This is a genomic window from Thiomonas sp. TH-17, assembly GCF_057473305.1.
Genome location: NZ_JBYCKI010000067.1, coordinates 1 through 18,897 on the forward strand (window position 1 = coordinate 1; position 18,897 = coordinate 18,897).

The 18,897-nt window shown below is 64.5% G+C and carries 24 protein-coding genes and 1 tRNA gene; 20 read left to right on the forward strand and 5 right to left on the reverse strand.

The window, feature by feature from the left end; all coding sequences use genetic code 11:
* Positions 1-12 precede the first annotated feature (12 nt).
* Positions 13-88: transfer RNA gene (locus AC2VLV_RS04390), tRNA-Thr, on the forward strand.
* A gap of 239 nt (positions 89-327) precedes the next feature.
* Here the strand turns inward: AC2VLV_RS04390 and AC2VLV_RS04395 are convergent.
* Positions 328-561 (reverse strand): hypothetical protein, encoded by a 234-nt coding sequence (locus AC2VLV_RS04395; protein ID WP_486988815.1) that lies wholly within the window; start codon positions 559-561, stop codon positions 328-330.
* Between the two features lie 282 nt (positions 562-843).
* On the opposite strand from AC2VLV_RS04395, the gene AC2VLV_RS04400 reads away from it, so the two are divergent.
* The 11 genes from AC2VLV_RS04400 (at position 844) to AC2VLV_RS04450 (ending at position 6,370) form a co-directional block, all read left to right on the forward strand.
* Entirely contained in the window at positions 844-1,275 is a 432-nt protein-coding gene (locus tag AC2VLV_RS04400) for a hypothetical protein (RefSeq protein WP_486988816.1), read from the forward strand.
* A gap of 431 nt (positions 1,276-1,706) precedes the next feature.
* The gene (locus AC2VLV_RS04405; protein ID WP_486988817.1) at positions 1,707-2,048 is read left to right on the forward strand and encodes a hypothetical protein; all 342 of its coding nucleotides are present in this window, start codon (positions 1,707-1,709) and stop codon (positions 2,046-2,048) included.
* A gap of 179 nt (positions 2,049-2,227) precedes the next feature.
* The gene (locus AC2VLV_RS04410; RefSeq protein WP_486988818.1) at positions 2,228-2,923 is read left to right on the forward strand and encodes a hypothetical protein; all 696 of its coding nucleotides are present in this window, start codon (positions 2,228-2,230) and stop codon (positions 2,921-2,923) included.
* Positions 2,924-2,976: 53 nt separating this feature from the next.
* Positions 2,977-3,195: a helix-turn-helix domain-containing protein gene (locus tag AC2VLV_RS04415; RefSeq protein ID WP_486988845.1), complete on the forward strand. Its 219-nt coding sequence runs from the start codon at positions 2,977-2,979 to the stop codon at positions 3,193-3,195.
* Positions 3,196-3,260: 65 nt separating this feature from the next.
* Positions 3,261-3,518, forward strand: a complete 258-nt coding sequence (locus AC2VLV_RS04420; protein WP_486988819.1) for an AbrB/MazE/SpoVT family DNA-binding domain-containing protein — start codon at positions 3,261-3,263, stop codon at positions 3,516-3,518.
* A complete protein-coding gene (locus AC2VLV_RS04425) occupies positions 3,515-3,709 on the forward strand; it encodes a type II toxin-antitoxin system PemK/MazF family toxin (RefSeq protein ID WP_486988820.1) in 195 nt (64 codons plus the stop codon). The genes AC2VLV_RS04420 and AC2VLV_RS04425 overlap by 4 nt, the downstream gene beginning before the upstream one ends.
* Positions 3,706-3,843, forward strand: a complete 138-nt coding sequence (locus tag AC2VLV_RS04430) for a type II toxin-antitoxin system PemK/MazF family toxin (protein ID WP_486988846.1) — start codon at positions 3,706-3,708, stop codon at positions 3,841-3,843. The genes AC2VLV_RS04425 and AC2VLV_RS04430 overlap by 4 nt, the downstream gene beginning before the upstream one ends.
* A gap of 633 nt (positions 3,844-4,476) precedes the next feature.
* A complete protein-coding gene (locus AC2VLV_RS04435; protein ID WP_486988821.1) occupies positions 4,477-4,674 on the forward strand; it encodes a hypothetical protein in 198 nt (65 codons plus the stop codon).
* Entirely contained in the window at positions 4,671-4,943 is a 273-nt protein-coding gene (locus AC2VLV_RS04440; RefSeq protein WP_486988822.1) for a plasmid mobilization protein, read from the forward strand. The genes AC2VLV_RS04435 and AC2VLV_RS04440 overlap by 4 nt, the downstream gene beginning before the upstream one ends.
* Positions 4,940-5,374, forward strand: a complete 435-nt coding sequence (locus tag AC2VLV_RS04445; RefSeq protein WP_486988823.1) for a hypothetical protein — start codon at positions 4,940-4,942, stop codon at positions 5,372-5,374. The genes AC2VLV_RS04440 and AC2VLV_RS04445 overlap by 4 nt, the downstream gene beginning before the upstream one ends.
* Before the next feature lie 204 nt (positions 5,375-5,578).
* Positions 5,579-6,370 (forward strand): hypothetical protein, encoded by a 792-nt coding sequence (locus tag AC2VLV_RS04450; protein WP_486988824.1) that lies wholly within the window; start codon positions 5,579-5,581, stop codon positions 6,368-6,370.
* Positions 6,371-6,382: 12 nt separating this feature from the next.
* On the opposite strand, the gene AC2VLV_RS04455 is transcribed toward AC2VLV_RS04450, so the two are convergent.
* Both AC2VLV_RS04455 and AC2VLV_RS04460 read right to left on the reverse strand, forming a co-directional pair.
* Positions 6,383-7,252, reverse strand: coding sequence for an ImmA/IrrE family metallo-endopeptidase (locus AC2VLV_RS04455; RefSeq protein WP_486988825.1), 870 nt, complete (start codon positions 7,250-7,252; stop codon positions 6,383-6,385).
* Positions 7,249-7,575, reverse strand: coding sequence for a helix-turn-helix domain-containing protein (locus AC2VLV_RS04460; RefSeq protein ID WP_486988826.1), 327 nt, complete (start codon positions 7,573-7,575; stop codon positions 7,249-7,251). Before AC2VLV_RS04460 ends, AC2VLV_RS04455 begins: the two co-directional genes overlap by 4 nt.
* A gap of 175 nt (positions 7,576-7,750) precedes the next feature.
* Between AC2VLV_RS04460 and AC2VLV_RS04465 the strand changes: the two genes are divergently transcribed.
* From AC2VLV_RS04465 to mobF, 7 genes are all read left to right on the forward strand, one after another.
* Positions 7,751-8,017, forward strand: coding sequence for a hypothetical protein (locus tag AC2VLV_RS04465; RefSeq protein ID WP_486988827.1), 267 nt, complete (start codon positions 7,751-7,753; stop codon positions 8,015-8,017).
* Positions 8,014-8,364 carry a hypothetical protein gene (locus AC2VLV_RS04470; RefSeq protein WP_486988828.1) on the forward strand — a complete coding sequence of 117 codons (351 nt, stop codon included), beginning with the start codon at positions 8,014-8,016 and terminating at the stop codon, positions 8,362-8,364. The genes AC2VLV_RS04465 and AC2VLV_RS04470 overlap by 4 nt, the downstream gene beginning before the upstream one ends.
* On the forward strand, positions 8,361-8,870 hold the full coding sequence (locus AC2VLV_RS04475; RefSeq protein ID WP_486988829.1) for a hypothetical protein: 510 nt from the start codon (positions 8,361-8,363) through the stop codon (positions 8,868-8,870). The genes AC2VLV_RS04470 and AC2VLV_RS04475 overlap by 4 nt, the downstream gene beginning before the upstream one ends.
* Positions 8,863-9,660, forward strand: coding sequence for a HesA/MoeB/ThiF family protein (locus tag AC2VLV_RS04480; protein WP_486988830.1), 798 nt, complete (start codon positions 8,863-8,865; stop codon positions 9,658-9,660). Before AC2VLV_RS04475 ends, AC2VLV_RS04480 begins: the two co-directional genes overlap by 8 nt.
* A 55-nt stretch (positions 9,661-9,715) precedes the next feature.
* Positions 9,716-9,994, forward strand: a complete 279-nt coding sequence (locus AC2VLV_RS04485) for a hypothetical protein (protein WP_486988831.1) — start codon at positions 9,716-9,718, stop codon at positions 9,992-9,994.
* A 578-nt stretch (positions 9,995-10,572) separates the two neighbouring features.
* Complete coding sequence (locus AC2VLV_RS04490; RefSeq protein ID WP_486988832.1) at positions 10,573-12,324, forward strand: type IV secretion system DNA-binding domain-containing protein; 1,752 nt, start codon at positions 10,573-10,575, stop codon at positions 12,322-12,324.
* Entirely contained in the window at positions 12,321-15,275 is a 2,955-nt protein-coding gene (gene mobF / locus AC2VLV_RS04495) for a MobF family relaxase (protein ID WP_486988833.1), read from the forward strand. Before AC2VLV_RS04490 ends, mobF begins: the two co-directional genes overlap by 4 nt.
* Positions 15,276-15,468: 193 nt before the next feature.
* Here the strand turns inward: mobF and AC2VLV_RS04500 are convergent, their stop codons facing one another.
* Both AC2VLV_RS04500 and AC2VLV_RS04505 read right to left on the reverse strand, forming a co-directional pair.
* A complete protein-coding gene (locus tag AC2VLV_RS04500; protein WP_486988834.1) occupies positions 15,469-16,629 on the reverse strand; it encodes a helix-turn-helix domain-containing protein in 1,161 nt (386 codons plus the stop codon).
* The gene (locus tag AC2VLV_RS04505; RefSeq protein ID WP_486988835.1) at positions 16,626-17,291 is read right to left on the reverse strand and encodes a hypothetical protein; all 666 of its coding nucleotides are present in this window, start codon (positions 17,289-17,291) and stop codon (positions 16,626-16,628) included. Before AC2VLV_RS04505 ends, AC2VLV_RS04500 begins: the two co-directional genes overlap by 4 nt.
* Positions 17,292-17,414: 123 nt before the next feature.
* Between AC2VLV_RS04505 and AC2VLV_RS04510 the strand changes: the two genes are divergently transcribed.
* Positions 17,415-18,422 (forward strand): IS1595 family transposase, encoded by a 1,008-nt coding sequence (locus AC2VLV_RS04510; RefSeq protein WP_486988836.1) that lies wholly within the window; start codon positions 17,415-17,417, stop codon positions 18,420-18,422.
* Positions 18,423-18,897: the final 475 nt, after the last annotated feature.

Sequence of the window (18,897 nt, forward strand, 5' to 3'; positions counted from 1 at the left end):
ACGCGACCTTTCGCCGGAGTAGCTCAGTTGGTAGAGCGGCGCATTCGTAATGCGTAGGTCGTAGGTTCGACTCCTATCTCCGGCACCAAAATCAATAACTTACACATGTCAACTTGCGGATATGTCGGCGCTTTTGATGCCTCGTTGTCCCCATATTGTCCCCAAATTGCGCGGAAGTTGCTTGCGCGTTGCCTGTCGGCGCGTCCCCATATTGTCCCCACCGAGTGCTTGGCGACGCCAAGCGATCACTCTGCCTGCGCCTCGAGCCGCACGCCCAGCGCGCGGATGACCTTGAGGATGGTGTCTTAGCGTGGCTTGGCGCCCGGCTCAAGTGCCTTGTACAAGCTCTCTCGGCCAGGTGGCGTCGTCGGCGAGTTTCGCCATGCCGCGGGCGCGCGCGGCATGGCGGATTGCAGCGAGCATCGCATCGGGGCTTGGATCCCAGAGTGCGGCCGTCAGGTATTCCGCAATGGTTTGTTCGTCGTCGAGGTAGTCGGCGGGATCGAACGTCTTGATGCCAAGTGCACGACGGGCGCCAGTCTTCGTTTTGATCGTTGGCATGGCTACTTAGTCTGCCGAGGGTGCCCGTTACTGAAGCTGATTCGATGCGCTGCACGATCCGCGCCTTGGCGGCGCGATCCTGCAACCGGGACAGCAAGCGGTCGAACTCGGCAGTTGCTTCAAACACAAGCATCGTAAATGTGTATCCTATTGGATGCTTTCAGCGCAAAAAATATGCGGTTGAAACGCTCTCAGAGGGCGCCAGCGACATTTCGATTGCGCAGGGCATGCGTGCCACTTGCGCGCGCGCAGCGCTGTGGTATTTGTATGAGTGTGGATACCATGCGCATCGACCTTAGCACCCCCAGCATTCAGCGCATCGCGCGCGGCGCGCTGAGCCTAAAAGGGTTGATCGGCGGGCTGGGCGTGCTGGCCGCGCTGATGCTGCTTGCACTTGCGCTGACAGCTGCCAGCGCGCTCCTGCTGGCGCTGGCAGCGGTCGCGGCGGGGCTTGGCCTTGCTGCCTGCTGGCTGCCTGGGGTGGCCAGCAGTGTGCTGTGCCACCGCGGTGTATATGCACGGGCATGTGCACGGACGCGCGCCCGGCGTGCCGCGCGCAGGGCGGCGGCGGCGGCGAGCGTGCAGGCGGCGGCACTGCCTGCCCGCAGGAATCATGTCACTGGCATGGTGGCGCGGGCGCGCGCCACGCTGCGCGCCCGGCGCGTGGTTCACCTGGCGCTCGCGCCGCGCCAACTGAACCGACAAGTACACTAATCCGAAGCCAGCCACGCGCGCGCGGCCATGCCGTGCGCGCCGCATTTGCGCGCGCGGCTGGCTTCGTATAGACGTCTAGACGTCTATTTGTGAGCACGGCATTCCTGACATTAGGTATGCCATATGGACACAGTGGAGATCCTCGCCGTCAAGTTTGGGCGGCCGCTGATCAGCCTCGATGAGGCTCTTGACATGCTGGGGCGCCGTCCAAAGCGGGCTGCAAAGTCAGCGCGTGAAGCGAGGTCGCGTGGGCAATTTCCATGCGCGACACGAAAAATTGGCCGCGCGCGGCTTGTGCACATCGCCGACCTCGCGGCAGTGATCGATGGCTCAGCAGTCCCACGGCGCGACGGTGCGAACCCCCCGGCGACGCGGCGCGCGGGCCGGCCCCGCAAAACCGCCTCTGCTGCGCCGCAGAAAGGGGGTGAGAAATGACGGGTGAAACCGAGCTGCTTGCTGCAGCGCAGAAGGCAGAGGACTGGCTGGTTCTCCGCGCGCGCTGGGGGCGTGCCCGCGCGGCGGCGGCGTGTGGCTGGGCTGCCATGCAGCTCGCGCAGCGCGGCGCCGAGCTGACGCCACAACTCATTGTTGCTACGGCGAAACATGATGAAAATGAGATGCGATGTGGGTTGGTCAAGCGTGACGCCAGCCACCGTGAACCCAGGCCAAAAATCTCAAGTATCAACAAGGCTTTGGAGGTCAAGAGTGACGATCTTGACCCGCTACAGGTTCTTGAAATGCTTGAGAAAAGTCTGGAATTGGGTGAGATGTGACCATCCCCGATACCAACGGCCTCGCTCCCAGAAAGGGGGGGCGAGGGGGGATTGTCCGAGCCCCGCGGCGGAAAGAAAGCTTTGAAATCGTGCCGCACGCGCGGCTGCGCGACTGCAGACTGTCATTCCGCGCGCGCGGGCTGCTTGAGCGGCTCCTGTCAAACACCGATGGTTTCAGCATGACCGCGCATGACCTCGCACGCGAAAGTCCTAATGAGGGCCGCTACGTCATCTTGAAGGCGCTGCGAGAGCTGCGCGAGGCTCGGTATCTCATTACCATCACCGAGCGCGGCGCCGGTGGCCGGTTCTACAAGACAAATACCATCTACGACGTACCACAGCCGTCCGGCGGCGAAGCGGATGCCACCGAGGTGCAGTCACCGAACTTCGGTGACCGAATCTCGGTGGCTGCACCATTAGAGAAGTACCAAGAAGGCAAAACCAAGAAGCAGCAGCACGCGCGTACGCGCGCGCCTGAAAAAGCTGCTGCTGCGGTTGATTCTGATTCAATGAAGCGGGGCGCGATGGTGCACGGCGTTACGGTCTGGGATGAAGACGATCGCGAGGCAGTCACCGAGTTGATCTCCAAGTACGGCGAGGCTGCTGTCGAACGGGCGGCGACGACAGTCTCAGCCGCTGGCCAGAAGCCACTGCCGACGGCCGTCGCCGCAGCGTTGTTGCCGAAGCCACAACGCCAGTCGCCTGCTGACGCTGGCGGCGAGGCACTCGCCGCCATCAAGGCGCGTGAGCTTGCACGTCCGGAATCTCCGACGGCCGTCGGCACAGCCGAACTGGCGAAGATTGCAAACACGTTCGGCGTGCGTCGCGGAGTTGCCCCGGATCACGATGGCAAAGAACAGGGTGATGCGCCATGACGCATCGGCCTGTTGGTCAACTCCGAATCGCGCAGGCGCTTCAGCTCGCACCGATGACCACGGGCGAGCTGGCGCGAGCGCTCGCGCTGCCGCGCCCAACGACGCACAGGGCGCTTGCTGACCTTGGTGCGCTGGGGGGTGGGGGGCGGGGGGATGGTGCGAACCCTCACCACGGCTCGGCGCCACGCATGCTGCGCCGTGGTGGCCTGCAGGCGCTGCGCAGGGAGTTGGTGCGGCGTTGCGGGCTGCCGACACGGGCGTCGTGCCCCTGAAAAGGCACCTTCGCGCTTAGCGCGGCGGCAAATATGCATACTGAGATATAACCAAAGAGTCCGTCATGCACACGACCCACCTGCGCAAGGTCGACGGTTCGGTCATGTTGGCCGTTCCACCAGCTTTCCTCAATCAACTGCACCTGCAAGCCGGAGCCACCGTAGGCGTGGCCGTCGCCGATGGCCGCCTGGTGGTCGATCCTAAACCTCGGCCGCGTTACACGCTCGCGGAGCTGCTGGCTGCCTCAGACTATTCTGAACCGCAACCGGCGGAAGAACGCGAATGGGTCGATGCGCCCGCCGTAGGTGGCGAGCTGATATGAGGCGCGGCGACATCTATCTGGTCTCGCTTGATCCGACCGAAGGGCGCGAGCAACGCGGTAACCGCCTTGTCCTGGTCGTGTCGCCGGCCGAGTTCAACGAGGCAACCAAGTTGCCAGTGATCTGCACGATCACCCGCGGCGACTTCGCTCGTCGCAGGGGTTCGCTGTCCCCGTCACGGGCATCAAAATAACCGGCGTCGTTCGCTGCGAGCAGCCTCGTGTGCTCGATCTTGGTGCTCGCAATGCGCGCAAGGTGGACACCTTGCCCGCATCGATCATGGACGAGGTGCTCGCGAAAATGGCGCCGATCTTTGAGTTTGAGTAGCGGAACGCCGTAAAAGCAGCCCGCAGCGGTTCGCATGAACCGCCGATCAGATCCCACGAATCGTGCCGGCAAGTCACTGCGTATTCGTATGCAAACTCGCCAAGCCGAAGCGTGGCCGCAGAGCCCCGCGCGGTTCCGCTGGACCGTTCGCAGAATTGAAAAAGTTGCGCTTCGTTCCGAAGCCGCGCGGGGCTGATGTTGCCCGCCTCTGGCGGGCGCCCATTGTGTCGGGCACGGGACTTTCATCCCGCGCCCTCATCAGCTCTCCCGCTTTTGCGTGAGAGCTGCACACACCATGCACGCCTGCGGCAGGACAAAGCCAGATCCAAAGCGGCGCGAGGCCTTGTGGGGCCTTGCGCGAGCGTGTCCGACATGGTGTCGGACGGCACGTCGGACATGCCGGGCGAATCAGCACCTAATCGGCTGATTCGCTTGCGTCGGACACGTCCGACGCGCACGGCGCGGGTGCATCGCCGCGCTCATCAGCGGGCCGTGATGACATTCCGGTCCTCGATTCCTGCGCACGCGACGCGCCAATTGCGCTGCGGATTGCGGGCAGGGCCGATGACGATCCGGCCGCTCGATTTAGGCGTGCGCCTATAGGGATGAGCATCCCGCTCTCAGGAGCACGAAATGAAAACACCCGACGAAATTCGCGCGCGGATCGCGCACTTGAAGCGCACGCTGGCGGCGCACGAAAAAGCGCAGCGCGAGGCTGGGGATCGTACGCTGCTGGCCCTCATTGACCAGGCCGGCATTCGCGTCGAAGTTGAAGCGATGGCGCATGCGAGACTGGACGGCCGCCCTGCCGCCTCGGGGGAGCAGTCGTGAACCGCGAAATCCGCTACACCTTGCGCTTCACGACCGTTGAATTCGAGGCGTTGAAACGGGATGCTGACGAAGCCGAAATGAGCGTCGCGACGCTCATTCGGCAGGCGCTTCGCCAGCGTGCGCAGCTGGACGCGGTGGCGAGCGAATACCGCTGCCAACTGGTGGACACCGTGCACACGGCTTTGGACGCAGCCGAGCGCAAGCAGTCGGCTGATTTGCGCGTGATTGCCGAGGCACTCGGCAAGCTGTTGCCGGGAGTGCGGACGTGAGCACCGGTGCCGCAGTCTCCGAGCACGTCATCCGCCTGCGTTTGGCGCTGTTGATGGCCCTGATCGGGGCCATCGGCGGCCTGGTCGCCGGCAATGCGATCGAGTGGGGTTCGCTGCCGCTGCCCGCTCGCGACCGCGTGGAGCTGACTCAGTACACCGAGGGCTACGTCCTGGCGCGGGTCGGGCTGTGCCAGCACGCGATCCGCGGCCTGCGGCCGCGTTGCGCGCTGTTCGCGGACCTGACCGCGACGCGCGTCGGGCGTGCGCTGCTGCTCCCGCGTGCACAGCGCATCGCTGTGGTCTGGCCGGCGGCGGGCGCGATCACGCTCGCGTTGCTCACGTGGATTCTGCTGACGTGGCGAGCGCGGCGATTGCTCGCCCTCGATGCCCATGCGCCGCGGGATCTCTGGGGTGACGACGCGCCACGGTGAACGAGTTCCGAAGAGTTCCGATTGGTTTCCATTGGTAGCTGATGGTCCCGATGCGGAACTCGAGTGGGTGAGCGATGAAGGCGCTTGCGAGTCGTGACTGGCTGCCTTGAACCGCTTTACGATCCAGTTCGAGGAGCGACTTCCTCAGCTGTAGCTCAGATCCCGGTTACACAAAATTCTTCTCTCCCCCACGTCAGGCCTCCCGTGAACAAGCTCGAAATCCAAGTCCTCGCCCGCCACATCGTCCAACACACGCTGCCGATCATCTCGACTCAGACCCAGGACGGCTTGGCCGAGATCCACGGCACCGGTGTGCTCTACGACGACGACGGCCGGTTGTTCCTGATCACTGCCGCCCACCTGTACGAAGAGGGTGTCGACCTGACCCAATTTGCCGTGCCCTTAAGCCCAGCGTCGCGCGAGATCTGGACGTTAGGGAGCTTTGACCGGCATACGCCAAAGGACGACAAGCGCTTCGACGTCATGGCCTTCGAGATCAAGTCACCGGAGGTCGAAGCGAAGTTGCGCGCCGGCTGGGGGGTGCTCGATAGTACGCAGGTCGACCTGCCAACCCCGGCCACGGCCACCTCCTACATTGTCACTGGCTATCCCCACGCGTTGTCGCGAACCACGCCGGACCAGCTCATCGGGACGCATCTGTCGATCTACACGGCGATGTTGCCGACTGCCCCCACCCACGCCGATATGCCCGTGGATGCAGGGATCGACTTGTTCTTGCTATGCGACAACAGCGCCAAGACGCTCGCCGGTGCGCCGGCGGAGCTACCCAAATTGCATGGAATTAGCGGCGGGCCACTCTGGCAACTGCAGGAGCCAACGCCAGGGGCCGCGTGGGCACCCGACAACGTCCTCCGCATGGTAGGTGTAATTACGTCCTACCGCTCCAGTGAGTATGTCAGGGCCAAGTCGTGGTCCTTGGTGACCGAGATACTTGCAATGGTGCGCCAAGAGTGCTCCGGGGATGCCCCAGGCTGACGCGTCCGCCGATCAGTCCTCGTCTGGGCGATTGTCCGGCCACACACGTAGGTGCCGGGGCAAGATCAGCAACGTGAGTACGCTGTCGTACTGGTCGGCCGTGATCTTAAGCTCGCGCACGCTCGCGCCGGACTCGGCGTGCGGAAACCACGCCCGCGCGTCTACCGCCCGTCCTACCCGATCCAGCGCCACCTGCGCGTCCTGTGTCAATGTGCTCGACGGCACTTCGATCGTGCTGCTGCGGGTGCGGAAGAACGCGCCGGCGCGCATGGCCAGCTTGCTGGCATGTGACCACAGGATGAAGCCATCGCGCGATACGACCAGGACGGCATTTTCGTCCGTGAAGTCCAACCACTTGAGGATCGTCGCCGTCAGGGACGTCCCATAGTGGCGTGCGCAGGCGCCCAACAAGTCGAAGTCCACCGACGCGTTGACCTGCTGGCGAAAATCATCCAGTGGCATCAGCAAGGTCGACGCGAACAGGTCGGCTTGTACCTCGATGTTCTTCTCGTCGTCCGACCAATCCAACATATCCCGTTCGGTGCACTCGAAGGCCTCCCGTTGCATCCGATGGAGCACGTAGTGCCCGAGCTCATGGGCCTGTGTGAACCGAATCCGACCCACCGAGGTCAGGCGGTCGTTGTAGAGCAACAGCCAGTGGCTACGGCCATCGCCAGGATATAGCGCGCCTTCAAAGCGGGGGATATCGGCAGCCTGGACCTGTGTAATTGGGTCGGGCCAGTGGAAGATGGCTGCCGCTTCCCGCGCTAGGTCCGGCACCGACACCGGGAATCGGTCAAGTCCGTGGGCGGCTGCAAACGCGTTGACCACATTGGTCAACCGGTAGGCCGCGTTGGACGGGGTCCAGACCTCGGGCGTCACGATTCCTTCCGGAACGTCACGACGATTTTCCGGATGCGTTCCTTGTCTTCCGGGAGCAGCTGCGAGTAATTGCGAAAGAACACCACATCCAGGTGCCGCTCATCCGGCTCGGTAATGTCCTCATCGAGCAGGAAGTCCGTGGTCACACCGAGCAGGGCGGCCAGCGCCGCGAGCTTTTCCGCCGAGGGTCGAGGCGAGTCGCGATTCTCCAGCTCCCACAAGTAGCTCTTGCTCATGCCCGCCAGGGCCGCGAGCTTGTCCAAGGTAAGCCCGTCCTGCTTCTTGCGTAGCGTGCGGAGCTTTTCACCGAGTTTTTTCGACATAACAGGTAGTGTCCTTGGCGTCAAGATAGAGCGGGTACTACTATACCGAACAAATCGGTTGACATACGCGCACGTCACCCCCATGCTGGGCAAAAGTTCGGTATAGCGCACTTTCTGTGCTGGCATAACCACAATTCTGCTGGTGAACTCTTCGACTCGGCCAAGGAGCCCAGTGATGAACACATCCCAAGACAACCACGACAAGGGTCCGGGTCACGAGCACGGCCTGCTGGTGACGATTTCGGTGGACGGGGTCGAGCACAGGATTCCGGACGGCGTCTATAAGGTCAGCGAGCTCAAGCACCGCTACGGCATTCCGCCCGACTATGAGCTCGATCTGGTCAAAGACGCCGAGTTCAAACCGCTCAACGATGATCGCTCCCTGCACATCAAGGGCGGCGAGGTGTTCGTCAGCCATGTGCGGCAGGGAGGCTCGTCGTGAGCCCGGATGAAACCCAGCTCGCCAGCGTCCGGGCCATCAACCCGGACGCCCAACTGCTGACCGAGGGTGGGCACCGCTACCTGTATTTGCCGCACCAGCCGGTCCATGTGGGGGAGTCACGGCTCGAGATCGACGCCCTGCTGTGTCCTGGCCCCCATACCGGCTACGCGACCCGGTTGTTCTTGGCCGAGCCGATCCCGGAGCGCGAGCGCATCGGAGGGCAGCCCGCGAACTGGACCGTACATTCCCTCCTGGGTCGCACATGGCACACTTGGTCTTGGCAAAACGTCAGCGCCAGCCTGCCGCTGCCGCAGATGCTGCTCGCCCACCTGCACGCCCTGCGATGAACTACCAGGCCCGCCTGCCGGAGTCGATGCTCGCAGCCATTCACGCGGACCTCTCCCGACCCCATGCTCATGCGTGGGAGCGAGTGGGCTTCCTGCATTGTCGCATCGGGGCGGCCCCAGGCCGCTGCCTGCTCTTGGCCCAGACCTATCTGCCGGTGGCCGACGCCGACTACATCGAAAGCGACAGTATGGGCGCGGTCCTCGGGCCTACCGCCTTCCGGCTTGCACTGCAGCTGGCCTACCAGCGACAAGGACCGGTGTTCCACCTCCATAGGCACGACCATCGCGGCATTCCTAGCTTCAGTCAGGTGGATCTGCGCGAAAGCGCCAAGTTCATGCCCGATTTCTGGAAGGTAGCCCCGACCCAGCCGCACGGCACCCTGTTGCTGAGTCTGGACGCGGTGGCAGGACGGATCTGGTGTCCGCAGGATCGGGCGGTGCACCCGCTCACCGACATCGTATCCATCGGTACGGCGGTGCTCCGCCTCGGAGGCCACCATGCATGAGCGTCACGCCCGTCAGGGCTTTCTCGGCGACCACGCCGCGGCGATCCTCGGCTCGACCGAGGTCACCGTCGTCGGCCTGTGCGGGGGTGGCTCCCATGTCGTGCAGCAGTTGGCGCACATCGGCGTCGGACGCTTCCACCTGGTGGACTTCGATCACGCCGACGTCAGCAACAGCAACCGCATGGTCGGGCTGGGCGCCGTTGCCGCACAGCGGGGAGACCTCAAGGTGGATGTAATAGCGCGGCGTTTGACCGAGATTAATCCCGAGGCCACGGTGGCTACCTACGCCGAACCCTGGCAGGCGGTGGGCGATGCCCTGAAGTTCAGCCATGCGATTTTTGGCTGCATGGACAGCTACCGGGCCCGCGCTGAGCTCGAGCAGTTCGCCCGCCGATTCCACATCCCTTACCTGGATCTGGGCATGGACGTGCACGGCACCGCGCCGTGCTTTGCCGTCACGGGCCAGGTCATCCTGTCCCTGCCTGACCGCCCCTGCCTGCGCTGCTTTGGCTTCATCACCGAGACGCGCCTGGCCGAGGAGGCGAAACACTATGGCGCCGTCGGCGGCCGCCCACAAGTCATCTGGCCCAACGGCACCCTGGCGTCTACGGCGGTGGGGCAGTTCATGCAGCTGATCACGCCCTGGTCCGAGACGCTGCCGGAGCTGTACACCGAGTACGACGGCAACCGCATGACCTTGGGGCCGAGCCGAAAGGTGGCCGCGCTCAAGGACCATCGCTGCCCCCACTTCGACGATATCCACGCGCTGGGCGATGCGCCATGGCATTGAGCCGCCGAATCCGGGCCCCGCGCCGTTCACACCACTCCCAAACGGAGATCACACCATGCCCCGTTTCACCGTTCGCATCGAGCTGCATGACGCCACCTGGGAGCACTACCAGCAGCTGTACGAGACTCTCGCCAAGCTGGGTTTCACGGACACTCTGGAGACCGACAAGTGCCGGTTCCGGATGCCGCCGGCGGAATACAACTACGAGGCGGATATCACCAAGGAAGAGGTGCTAGCCAAGGCCAAGAGGGCGGCGGGGCGGGTGGTGCAGTCCTATGCAGTGCTGGTGACCGTCTCTGGCGGCCGGACTTGGCACGGCCTGGACCGGGCGTAGCGGCTGCGGCTCAGGATCGCGCCTTGTTGATTGGTCCACTGTATAGGCGTACGACGCATCAGACCTACTTCTCGGCGAGCAATATTCGGAGCGCGATTTCTAGCAAATGATCGTGGCGCTAAATCAGCGCGTCCGCGAGCATGGCCTAGTCAGGAAGGATCACCGATCCGATGGTCCCGCTCTTTGGGTCACACGTGCCACTCAAGCCAATCTAACGCTAGTGCTGTGTGTGCGGTGGCCGCATGCAGTCCAGCCTGCACCCTGCACCCCTGTCGCCGCCGCAGTTTGATGTGCGCGCCGTTCGGCAACGACATGAGGAACCACAGCGGCGCGGCATGATCGATCGCCCCGCCAAGATCGCAAGTATGCGCCGGGTTCGAAGATCAGGCAGCAGCATGACACCGCCCGCAGATCGGAGCTCGCGTGCAGCGTCCGACGATCACGACGAAACGTGGGTTGGACCTCAGCTATGACGGATTTGAGATCGGAACGGGTGGCGGGTTGAACCGGAATACGCACGGCGGGCAGCGCCTGCGCCTATAGGGATAGGCACTCCGCCTGATTCCGAGGACGCGCTCATGTTTTACGACCTGATGGCTTTGCATTCTGCCCTGCTGCTGGGCCTCATCCTGGGCGGCACATTGACGCCGCGCGTGCTCGGGACGGGTCCGGATGCGCTGTTTCAGCGCTGGGCCCACCGCACTGCGTGGAGTCTGAGCTGGCGGGGCGCGGTGCTGCTGGGCGTCACGTTGGCCGCCGGGGTGGGCGACTGGAGCGGCGCAGTCGCTGCGGGTAGCACCTGGATCATCGTTGAGAGTTTCGTACGCCGGCAGCAGCAGAAGGCACAGCGCGGCGAAGTCGCACTGCGCGGTTCGCAGCTCCAGCGCGCGAGCGTCGTGGCGCAGATGTGCGAGAAGCGCTACCGCGGCAAGCTCGGCGGGATTGTCATCGGCGGCGTACCGATGCCGCGCGAGCTCGAACCACGTCACTTGCTGGTGACTGGCGCGCCGGGCACGGGCAAGAGCGTAACGATCGCCGAGATTCTGGACGCGATCAGGGAGCGTGGCGATCGCGCGGCCGTGGGCGATCCCAAAGGCGAATACTTGGCGCGGTTTTGGCGCGCCGGCGATGTCGTGCTCAATCCTCTGGATGCGCGGTCAGCGCAGTGGAGCCCGCTGGCGGAGATGCGTACGCCCGAGGATGCCGCGCTGCTCGCACGCTCCCTGGTACCGGATGCTGAGGGCCAGGATGCGTCCTGGCACAGGTTTGCACAGCAGTTCCTGCAAGGCATCCTGCTGCACTGCCATTCCGCGAGCTTGGACAACGCGGCGATCGTGCATCTGTCGTTGCACGCGAAGCTCGACGAATTGCGCGAACGCCTCGCGGTCACGCCGGCGGCAGGACTATTGCCCGAGAAGGCCGACTCGCCCATGTTTCACAGCGTGCGCGGCACCGCCTCGCCCTACATCCAGCCGTTGAGCTGGCTGGCGCCCCATGCAGGCGCCAAGGCCTTCTCAGTGCGCGCATGGGCGCGCGATGGCGCCGGCGCCGCATGGTGGAATTATCAGGATGCGCAGATCTCAGCCATGCGAACCTTGATCGGCGCGCAGCTCGATCTGATCGCGCTGGGTGTCCTCGAACAGCCTGCCGATCCGGACTGCCGCACGTGGTTGATTCTCGACGAAACGGCAGCCATCGGTCGGTTGGCCAATCTCGAAGACTTCCTGACCCGTGCGCGCAAATCCGGTGGGTGCGCGATCCTCGGCGTGCAGGCGATTGATCAGCTGGTCCGGCTCTACGGGCAGCACAGCGCGCACACGCTCGTGAGCTGCTGCGGGTCGCAGTTGACCTTGGCGTGTGGAGATGCCAACACCGCCGAATATTGCTCGCGCTTGCTTGGGGATCATCAAGTCTCGCGGTTGACGCGCGCCTCGGGCCGCGCCGATCACGGCGCGCAGCAAACCAGCACGCGGCAGATCAGCGTCGAGCGTCTGGTCTTACCCAGTGAGCTGGACACGCACCGACTGCCCAAGCTATGCGGGTTTTTGAAATTCGGCGCCGGTGATTTGCCGATCGCCGCGGTGCGGCTGACGCCGCGCGACCGGCCCATCGTCGCCGCAGCCTTTGAACCGGCGCGGCCCGTGCCACCTGCGCCGGCGACACCGGTTGCGTCGGCGGTTCCTGCGCCCACCAGCGCGGCACCGGTGCAGACACCTGCGCCGGCGTCAGAGCCAGAGCTCACTGCGCAGTTGCAGGCGCTGCGCGACGCGAGCTGGCGCGACGACGCAGAGGCGAAAACCAGCGCAGCAGGAACGGGCGACGCCGCATGATCACGATCAGCAAAGTCGGCAGCGGCGGGCAGGCGCTGGGGTATTACTCGGAGCGCGACGACTACTACAGAGAGGGCGGATCCGCGCCGGCGCGCTTCTTCGGCGAAAGCGCCGCCGCGCTCGGCCTCAGCGGGCCGATGGTGCGCGACAACGCGGTGAGGTTCGCCGAAGTCCTCGAAGGCCGCGTGGAAGGCCGGCAAGTCGGCCGCGCCGAGGCGCACACGCCCGGCTGGGATGTGACCTTCTCCGCGCCGAAGTCGGCCAGCATCGCTGCGCTCACCGGCGATGATCGCCTGGTCGCGGCGCACGCCGCCGCCGTGCATGCGGCGCTGTCGCACCTGGAGCAGCACGCCATCGTGACGCGCCAGCGCGGTGCCGAGGGCGAGTACGTGTGGAAGCAGGGCGACGGCATGACCGCGGCGGTGTTCCGGCATACCACGTCCCGGAACGCCGATCCGCAGCTGCATTCGCATGCGGTGATCGCCAACGTCACGCGCGACCCGGAGGCGGGCGCGTGGCGCTCGATCGACTCGCGCGAGATCTATGCGGCGCAGGCCGAAGCCAACGCGGTTTACATGAACACGCTCGCGCATGGCGCGCGCGAGGCCGGCTACACGGTCGATTGGACCGTGAACAGCCAAGGTCACCCCAGTTTCGAGCTGCGCGAAGTACCGGAAGCGTTGCGCGAGGCGTGGAGCAGTCGCAAGGCCGAGATTGATGCCGCGCTGGAAGCGCGTGGCCTGTCGCGCGAGACCGCCAGCGCCGATGAGAAACAGGTGGCGACGTTGGAGACGCGCGCGCCCAAGGACGTGCAGGATCGCGCCGCGCTGGCCGTGGACTGGCGCAGCACCGCGCGGGAACACGGCTTTGAGCCCGAGCAGCGCCCGCAGGGCCACGCGCTCGAGGCGGCGGCGCGCGCCGCCGCAGCCGACACCGCGGTGCACCGTGCCGCCGAGCATCTGGCCGAGCGCGATGCGCGCTTCAGTGCGCGCGACCTCGCGCACGAAGCACGCATCGCCAGCCAGGGGCAGGCGGGCGAGAAGGCGATCCAGGCTGCCATCGAGCGTGCCCAGCAGGCTGGCGAGCTGCAGGCACGGCGCACCTGGGGCCGCGCGGCCGGTGGCCAGCGCGACTGGCGCGAGGGTTACACCACGCGCGAAGGCCTGCGCACCGAGCGTGCCCTGCTGGGGCACGCCGCCGCGCTACAGCGCGAGGGCGCCTCGCGCATCGGCGAAGCACCGGGCGCGGCACGCGAGACGACGACGCGCCAAGCCGCGATCGAGCGCGTCATCGTGGCCCGCGAGCAGGCGACTGGCCACGCGTTCAGTGCCGAGCAGCGCGTGGCCGTGGCCAGCTTGCTGGAGCGTCAGAGCGGCTTGCAGATCTTGCACGGCCACGCCGGCACGGCCAAGACCACGACCGTGCTGGCGGCGGTGGCCGAGGTCGCGCGTGAAGGCGGCTGGCAGGTACGCGCCCTCGCGCCCACCGGCAGCGCCGCGCAGACGCTGGGCCACGCGCTGGGCCTGCGCGACGAGACGGTTTCTGCGGCGCTGGCGCGCAAGCCGGCCGAACAGCCAGAGCGCGCGGTTTGGATCGTGGACGAGGCCGGCATGGTGGCCGCCGAGGAAATGGAGAAGCTGCTGGAACGCGCGCGTGCGGAGCAGGCGCACGTGCTGTTGGTCGGCGATACCCGGCAGATCGGTAGCGTCGGCGCCGGCGCCGCCTTCACCCAGTTGCGCGAACAGCTGGGCAGCGAGAACCTGACCGAGATCGTGCGCCAGCGCCACGAAGGGTTGCGTCAAGCGGTCTATGACGCACTGGCGGGCAAGACCGCCGAGGCGCTGCGCCGCATCGAGGTGCACGAGATCAAGCCGGCCAAGGGCAAGGGCCGCGAGGACGGCGGCCCCAGCGTGCGCGAGCAGGCGATCGAGCGCATCGCCACGCGCTATAGGGACGCGACCGGCCAGGGCAAGGACATGCTGGTGATCGGCTTGAGTCGTGCCGATCGTGCCGATCTGAACAGCGCGATCCATGCGCAGCGCATCGCTGCCGGCCAGGTGCGTGACTTGCGCGAAGTCGCGGTGCTGGACAGCAAGCAGTGGACTGCGACACAGCGCGCCGATGCGGCGCGCTATCAGCCCGGCGATCGCATCGAATGGGGCCGGGCCTACCAGGGCGGCCCCGGCAAGGGTGAGATCACGTCCGTCGTGTCGGTGCGCGACGGGCGCATCACCGTCGAGCGCGAGAACGGCGCTCGCTGGAGCTTCGATCCGCGTCAGCTCACGCGCCTCGAAGTGCATGACGCGAAGGCGCTCGAGATCGGCGCCGGCGCGAAGATCGTCACGCGCGGACCGATCCAGGCGCTACGAGACGACGGCAGCACGCTGCGCCTGCCCACGGGTAGCATGCTGACCGTCGCCGGCCACGACGCGCAGCATCTGCACGTGCGTGATACGCACGGCCAGGGACTGAAGCTCGACACCACCCGCGCCCTGCGCATCGACCACGCCTACGCGATGACCGCCGATCAGGCGCAAGGCAAAACCGCGGACGTGGCCATCGCATGGATGCGTTCAAGCCAGCAGAACCTGAGCACGCTGGATCGCTTGTACGTCTCGTTGTCGCGGGCGCGCGATTCAGCCATGTTGGTGACGGACAACGCCGGGAAGCTAGCAGCGCGGCTCGACATGAATCGCGGTGGCAACGAGATGGCGTTGACGCCGACGGCGACTCGCGCGGCGGTGGAGCGTGGTGCGCTGGGCGAAGCAATCGCGCAGCGCACCGAGACACGCGATCGCGACGCAGGGCGTGCAGCGCCACCGCCGACCGCCGAGCGCAATCCGGGCGCGCACGGGCGATTGCAATCGATGATCGATTCCGCCCGGCAGCGTGAGGGCTTCAGCAGCTTCGAGCGTGGCTCGTTCGAGCACGAGTGGAGTGCGAGCCGTTGAAGTGAGTATTCCGCTCGGACTCGCCGCCAGCGGAAACCGAGGCCCATAGTGATTGACTCGGCGCGTGCCGCGCCGTGATTGAGGCCGGCCTCAAGGGTGGCGCGGCTCGCGCAAAAGCATTGACGAGCGCCCAGAGGAAGGAGTCCGCCCAGAAGGTGGCCCAAGTCCGTTGGTCCAAGGACAAAAAAACCGACTAGCGTCGGAACTGGATCACGTTGTTCCCGAAAGTCTTTAGCCTTGGCCCGTCATCCCCTTCACGGAAAAGCTCCGGCTCGGCCCCAAGAAGCTCCACGACATCCGAGTGAGGAAGAGCCAAGTCAGCGATGATCTGCTCTTTGGTCTTGATCTTGTTCTTGATCAGGGCATCAGCGGCTTTAGCCAGCATCTTTGGCTGCTCACATAGCAAGTCATCCAATGGCTCGCACTGCCTCCACCCCCGGCGACTCAAGTTGATCCACAATCGCTTGGTCTCTTCCTCGTCTAGCATTTCCAGTTGAGATGCACGGGAGATCATCGCCGCAATCGAAAACTTCCATGTCGGCTTTAGCGAACGGAAGCTATCAAGGCTGAGTCCCCAAATCTCACGCTGAAAGCTTTTTGCCGGGAACAAGAATGCGCCGGCGAAATGATGAGCGTGGCTCTCGATCACCTTGAAATCCGTGGCCCTGTTCAGATCTTTTTGCTTGACGTTCCGATGCAAAACCAGATGACCCAACTCGTGAGCGCAGTCGAACCGCGAGCGAACAAGGACGTTCTTGTCGCTGTTCAAGAAAACGTATGGCCGCTGACCGTCAAATTCAGAAAAAGCATCCAGCGTTTCCGCATCGAGCGTGCCCCTAGTGACATAGATGCCATTCGCTTCCATCGTCCTGATGACATCTGCGATTGGTTCCATCCCGAGTCGCCAATAAGCTCGCAGCTGCTCAGCAGCGCTCTCAATCGTCGCTCGCGTTATTTCCCGAAAATCGTCAGGCAGCCCGAAGTCAGGGACATTCGGCTCTGGGAAATCAAAGAACTGCTCGAAATACGCAACGATTTCCTTGAACCACTCCAAGCGCCGACCCGCGCGAGTACGCGCCTGCTTGGTAGCTGAACTCATCGACCGATAAAAAAGACGATGTTGCTCGACTGGCGCGACAACTTCTGGCTTGAGGAAATAGGAAAGCGGGAGGTTCAGGCTTTTCGCCAAGACCTCGCTCGTCTCCATGCGGGGTAGGTGATGGCCCTTCTCGTACTGCGAAATAGCAGCCGCACTCACCCCGACGAGACCAGCCAGAGCGACCACGGACAACCCGCGCGCCTCTCTTGCTTGCCGAAGCCGGCCCGCAACAAATCCTGTGGTTCCTACAGTCACGCACTTTCCTCCGCAGCATTGCCTGCGCCAAATTTGGGCTTGAGTTTGGGTTCAACCGGCTGGATCTGGGCGCGATCGTCTTCACTCTTCTGATAGCGCGTTTGCTGGTAGTCGCGGATGTCAGCGAGTGCGATAGGCTCCTGCGCCCACTTTTGCATATCAGGGCTGGGAAAGCCAAAGCAGCAGAAGCCAAGCTCGCCGTTGTTCTGCTCGGCCGGTCCGTGGATGATGATGCAGTACAGCGATTCGCGGCCCGGGGTGCTGATCACCGGGAAGAGGCTCTGCTGATCAATGTGTTCGTTGATGTCCGAATATTGATCGCGGAAATCGCAAGAGCGCGGCACTGCATTCCGGCCGCTTGTCTTAGAGCACGTCATCACGAGGCGACCGACGCGAACCGCGACGTACTTGTGGGCGCCTGACGACACCGCCTCGGATTCGGCCCGGACCCCGCTATCCAGCGCGATGCCCTGCAATTTCGCCTCCAGCAACACACGGCGCAAATGCGGCAGGAGTTGTTCGCGACCATCGTCGGTGATGAGGGTGTCGTTCTTGACGCGCTCCCAAGCCTCGCGGTAGGCCCAAGCTGCGGCCTCCTGGAAGCGAATCACGAAAGCGGGAGGGAGATCGGCGATGAGGATTTCGCGAAGCGAGTCGTTCACTTGATTGACCTTGTGATTTCAGTATAAGGGTAATTATACTATAAATCATTAAGTGTTGTGGCACAAGACCCCCATCCTCGTCAGACAGATGCACAAACTTGATGAGATCGAACGACTCGAAGCGTGGCGAGTCGCAACAGACTGCAACAGTACGGCACCGAGGCGGCGTGCACGCGCGCGTTGCGACGCGCGCGCTGGCCGAAAGGGTTTGTCTGTCCGCGCTGCGGCGGCCGGCGCTATGGTCGTTGCGCGAATCGGCATGGCGAGCGGATGTGGCAATGCTCGGCCTGTCGGCACCAGACGACGCTGCTCAGCGGCACGACCCCTTGGGGACTTCCGTTGGTCGTCTTCGAGGCCACCAAGCTGCCGCTGCGGACGTGGTTTCTGGCGCTCTACCTGTTGACCCAGAGCAAGACCAACGTGGCGGCGTTAGAGCTCATGCGTCACCTGGGCGTGTGCTATCGCACCGCGAGGCAGATCAAGCACGACCAACGGAAGTCCCCAAGGGACAAGCTGATGCAGGCGATGACCGAGCGTGAGGCGGGGCGCCAGCTGGGTGGCCTCGTGCAGATCGATGATGCCTACTTGGGTGGCGAGCGCAACGGCGGAAAACCGGGGCGCGGCTCGGAGAACAAGTGCCCTTTCGTCATCGCCGTGGAACTCTCTGAGGAGGGCCATCCACTGCATGCGGTGATCACGTCTGTTTCTGGCTTCACCACCCAGGCGCTGACGGACTGGAGGCGGCTGCACCTGCGCCCGGAAACCGAGGTCCACAGCGATGGGCTGGGCGCATTCCGCGCCGTGATCGAGGCCGGCCATGCGCACGCTGTCATCGAAAGCGAGGGCGGGCGCGCCGCCACCGAGGCCGGCGGCATGCGCTGGGTCAACACGGTGCTCAGCAACGTCAAGCGCTCGCTGGACGGCACCTATCACGCGTTCCGCTTCGCTGCCTATGCGCATCGTTACCTCGCCGAGGCCGCCTGGCGTTTCAACCGCCGTTTCGATCTCAAGATTCTGGTGCCTCGCTTGCTGGTGGCTGCGGCGCGCTGCAAAGCTTGGCCCAGAGCGGCGTTTGCGCGCCATGCCTGCAAGCCCCGCCAGCTGAACTTCAGCGCGAATCAGGTTGTGTGACATAGCCTGCGCGCGTCGGGGGCGACTTCAAGCATGGGCGAAGGCCTCGGCACTTGTCGAGCCATCTGATGTGGGCATTTGGACGCCCGATTAAAATACCTGTACTCGACATCATCCGACAGAGGCGCGCGATCCGACGTGGCCTTGCGCCGGCACCCTGCCGCTGTTGATCAACTCAGAACTGCGAGACAGGCCATCACTGCGCGTTGCGTAGCGATGAGGCGCGCCGCTGCGCGACTTTGAGCAAGAACCCAGGCACATCGCTACAGCCCGCCGCGTCAGCGGCCGGTTCGTTCTTGATCGCCTTCCGGTTGCAGCCGCTCTGCCTTGGCTGATCCGCCCCCGCTCGTTGGCCCCGGTGCGCAAGCGCCGCGCCAGCCGTGCCGTCTGTCACGTCGCCCGCTGCACCGCCGCTGCGCGGCAAGGGGCCGCCTCACGCCTCAGTGAGGGCGGCTCCAGCAGGCAGATCGGCACA

Coding starts and splice junctions, on each gene's coding strand:
- AC2VLV_RS04395 (WP_486988815.1), bottom strand. CDS start 561: ATGCCAACGATCAAAACGAAGACTGGCGCCCGTCGTGCACTTGGCATC.
- AC2VLV_RS04400 (WP_486988816.1), top strand. CDS start 844: ATGCGCATCGACCTTAGCACCCCCAGCATTCAGCGCATCGCGCGCGGC.
- AC2VLV_RS04405 (WP_486988817.1), top strand. CDS start 1,707: ATGACGGGTGAAACCGAGCTGCTTGCTGCAGCGCAGAAGGCAGAGGAC.
- AC2VLV_RS04410 (WP_486988818.1), top strand. CDS start 2,228: ATGACCGCGCATGACCTCGCACGCGAAAGTCCTAATGAGGGCCGCTAC.
- AC2VLV_RS04415 (WP_486988845.1), top strand. CDS start 2,977: ATGACCACGGGCGAGCTGGCGCGAGCGCTCGCGCTGCCGCGCCCAACG.
- AC2VLV_RS04420 (WP_486988819.1), top strand. CDS start 3,261: ATGCACACGACCCACCTGCGCAAGGTCGACGGTTCGGTCATGTTGGCC.
- AC2VLV_RS04425 (WP_486988820.1), top strand. CDS start 3,515: ATGAGGCGCGGCGACATCTATCTGGTCTCGCTTGATCCGACCGAAGGG.
- AC2VLV_RS04435 (WP_486988821.1), top strand. CDS start 4,477: ATGAAAACACCCGACGAAATTCGCGCGCGGATCGCGCACTTGAAGCGC.
- AC2VLV_RS04460 (WP_486988826.1), bottom strand. CDS start 7,575: ATGTCGAAAAAACTCGGTGAAAAGCTCCGCACGCTACGCAAGAAGCAG.
- AC2VLV_RS04465 (WP_486988827.1), top strand. CDS start 7,751: ATGAACACATCCCAAGACAACCACGACAAGGGTCCGGGTCACGAGCAC.
- AC2VLV_RS04475 (WP_486988829.1), top strand. CDS start 8,361: ATGAACTACCAGGCCCGCCTGCCGGAGTCGATGCTCGCAGCCATTCAC.
- AC2VLV_RS04480 (WP_486988830.1), top strand. CDS start 8,863: ATGCATGAGCGTCACGCCCGTCAGGGCTTTCTCGGCGACCACGCCGCG.
- AC2VLV_RS04485 (WP_486988831.1), top strand. CDS start 9,716: ATGCCCCGTTTCACCGTTCGCATCGAGCTGCATGACGCCACCTGGGAG.
- AC2VLV_RS04490 (WP_486988832.1), top strand. CDS start 10,573: ATGTTTTACGACCTGATGGCTTTGCATTCTGCCCTGCTGCTGGGCCTC.
- mobF (WP_486988833.1), top strand. CDS start 12,321: ATGATCACGATCAGCAAAGTCGGCAGCGGCGGGCAGGCGCTGGGGTAT.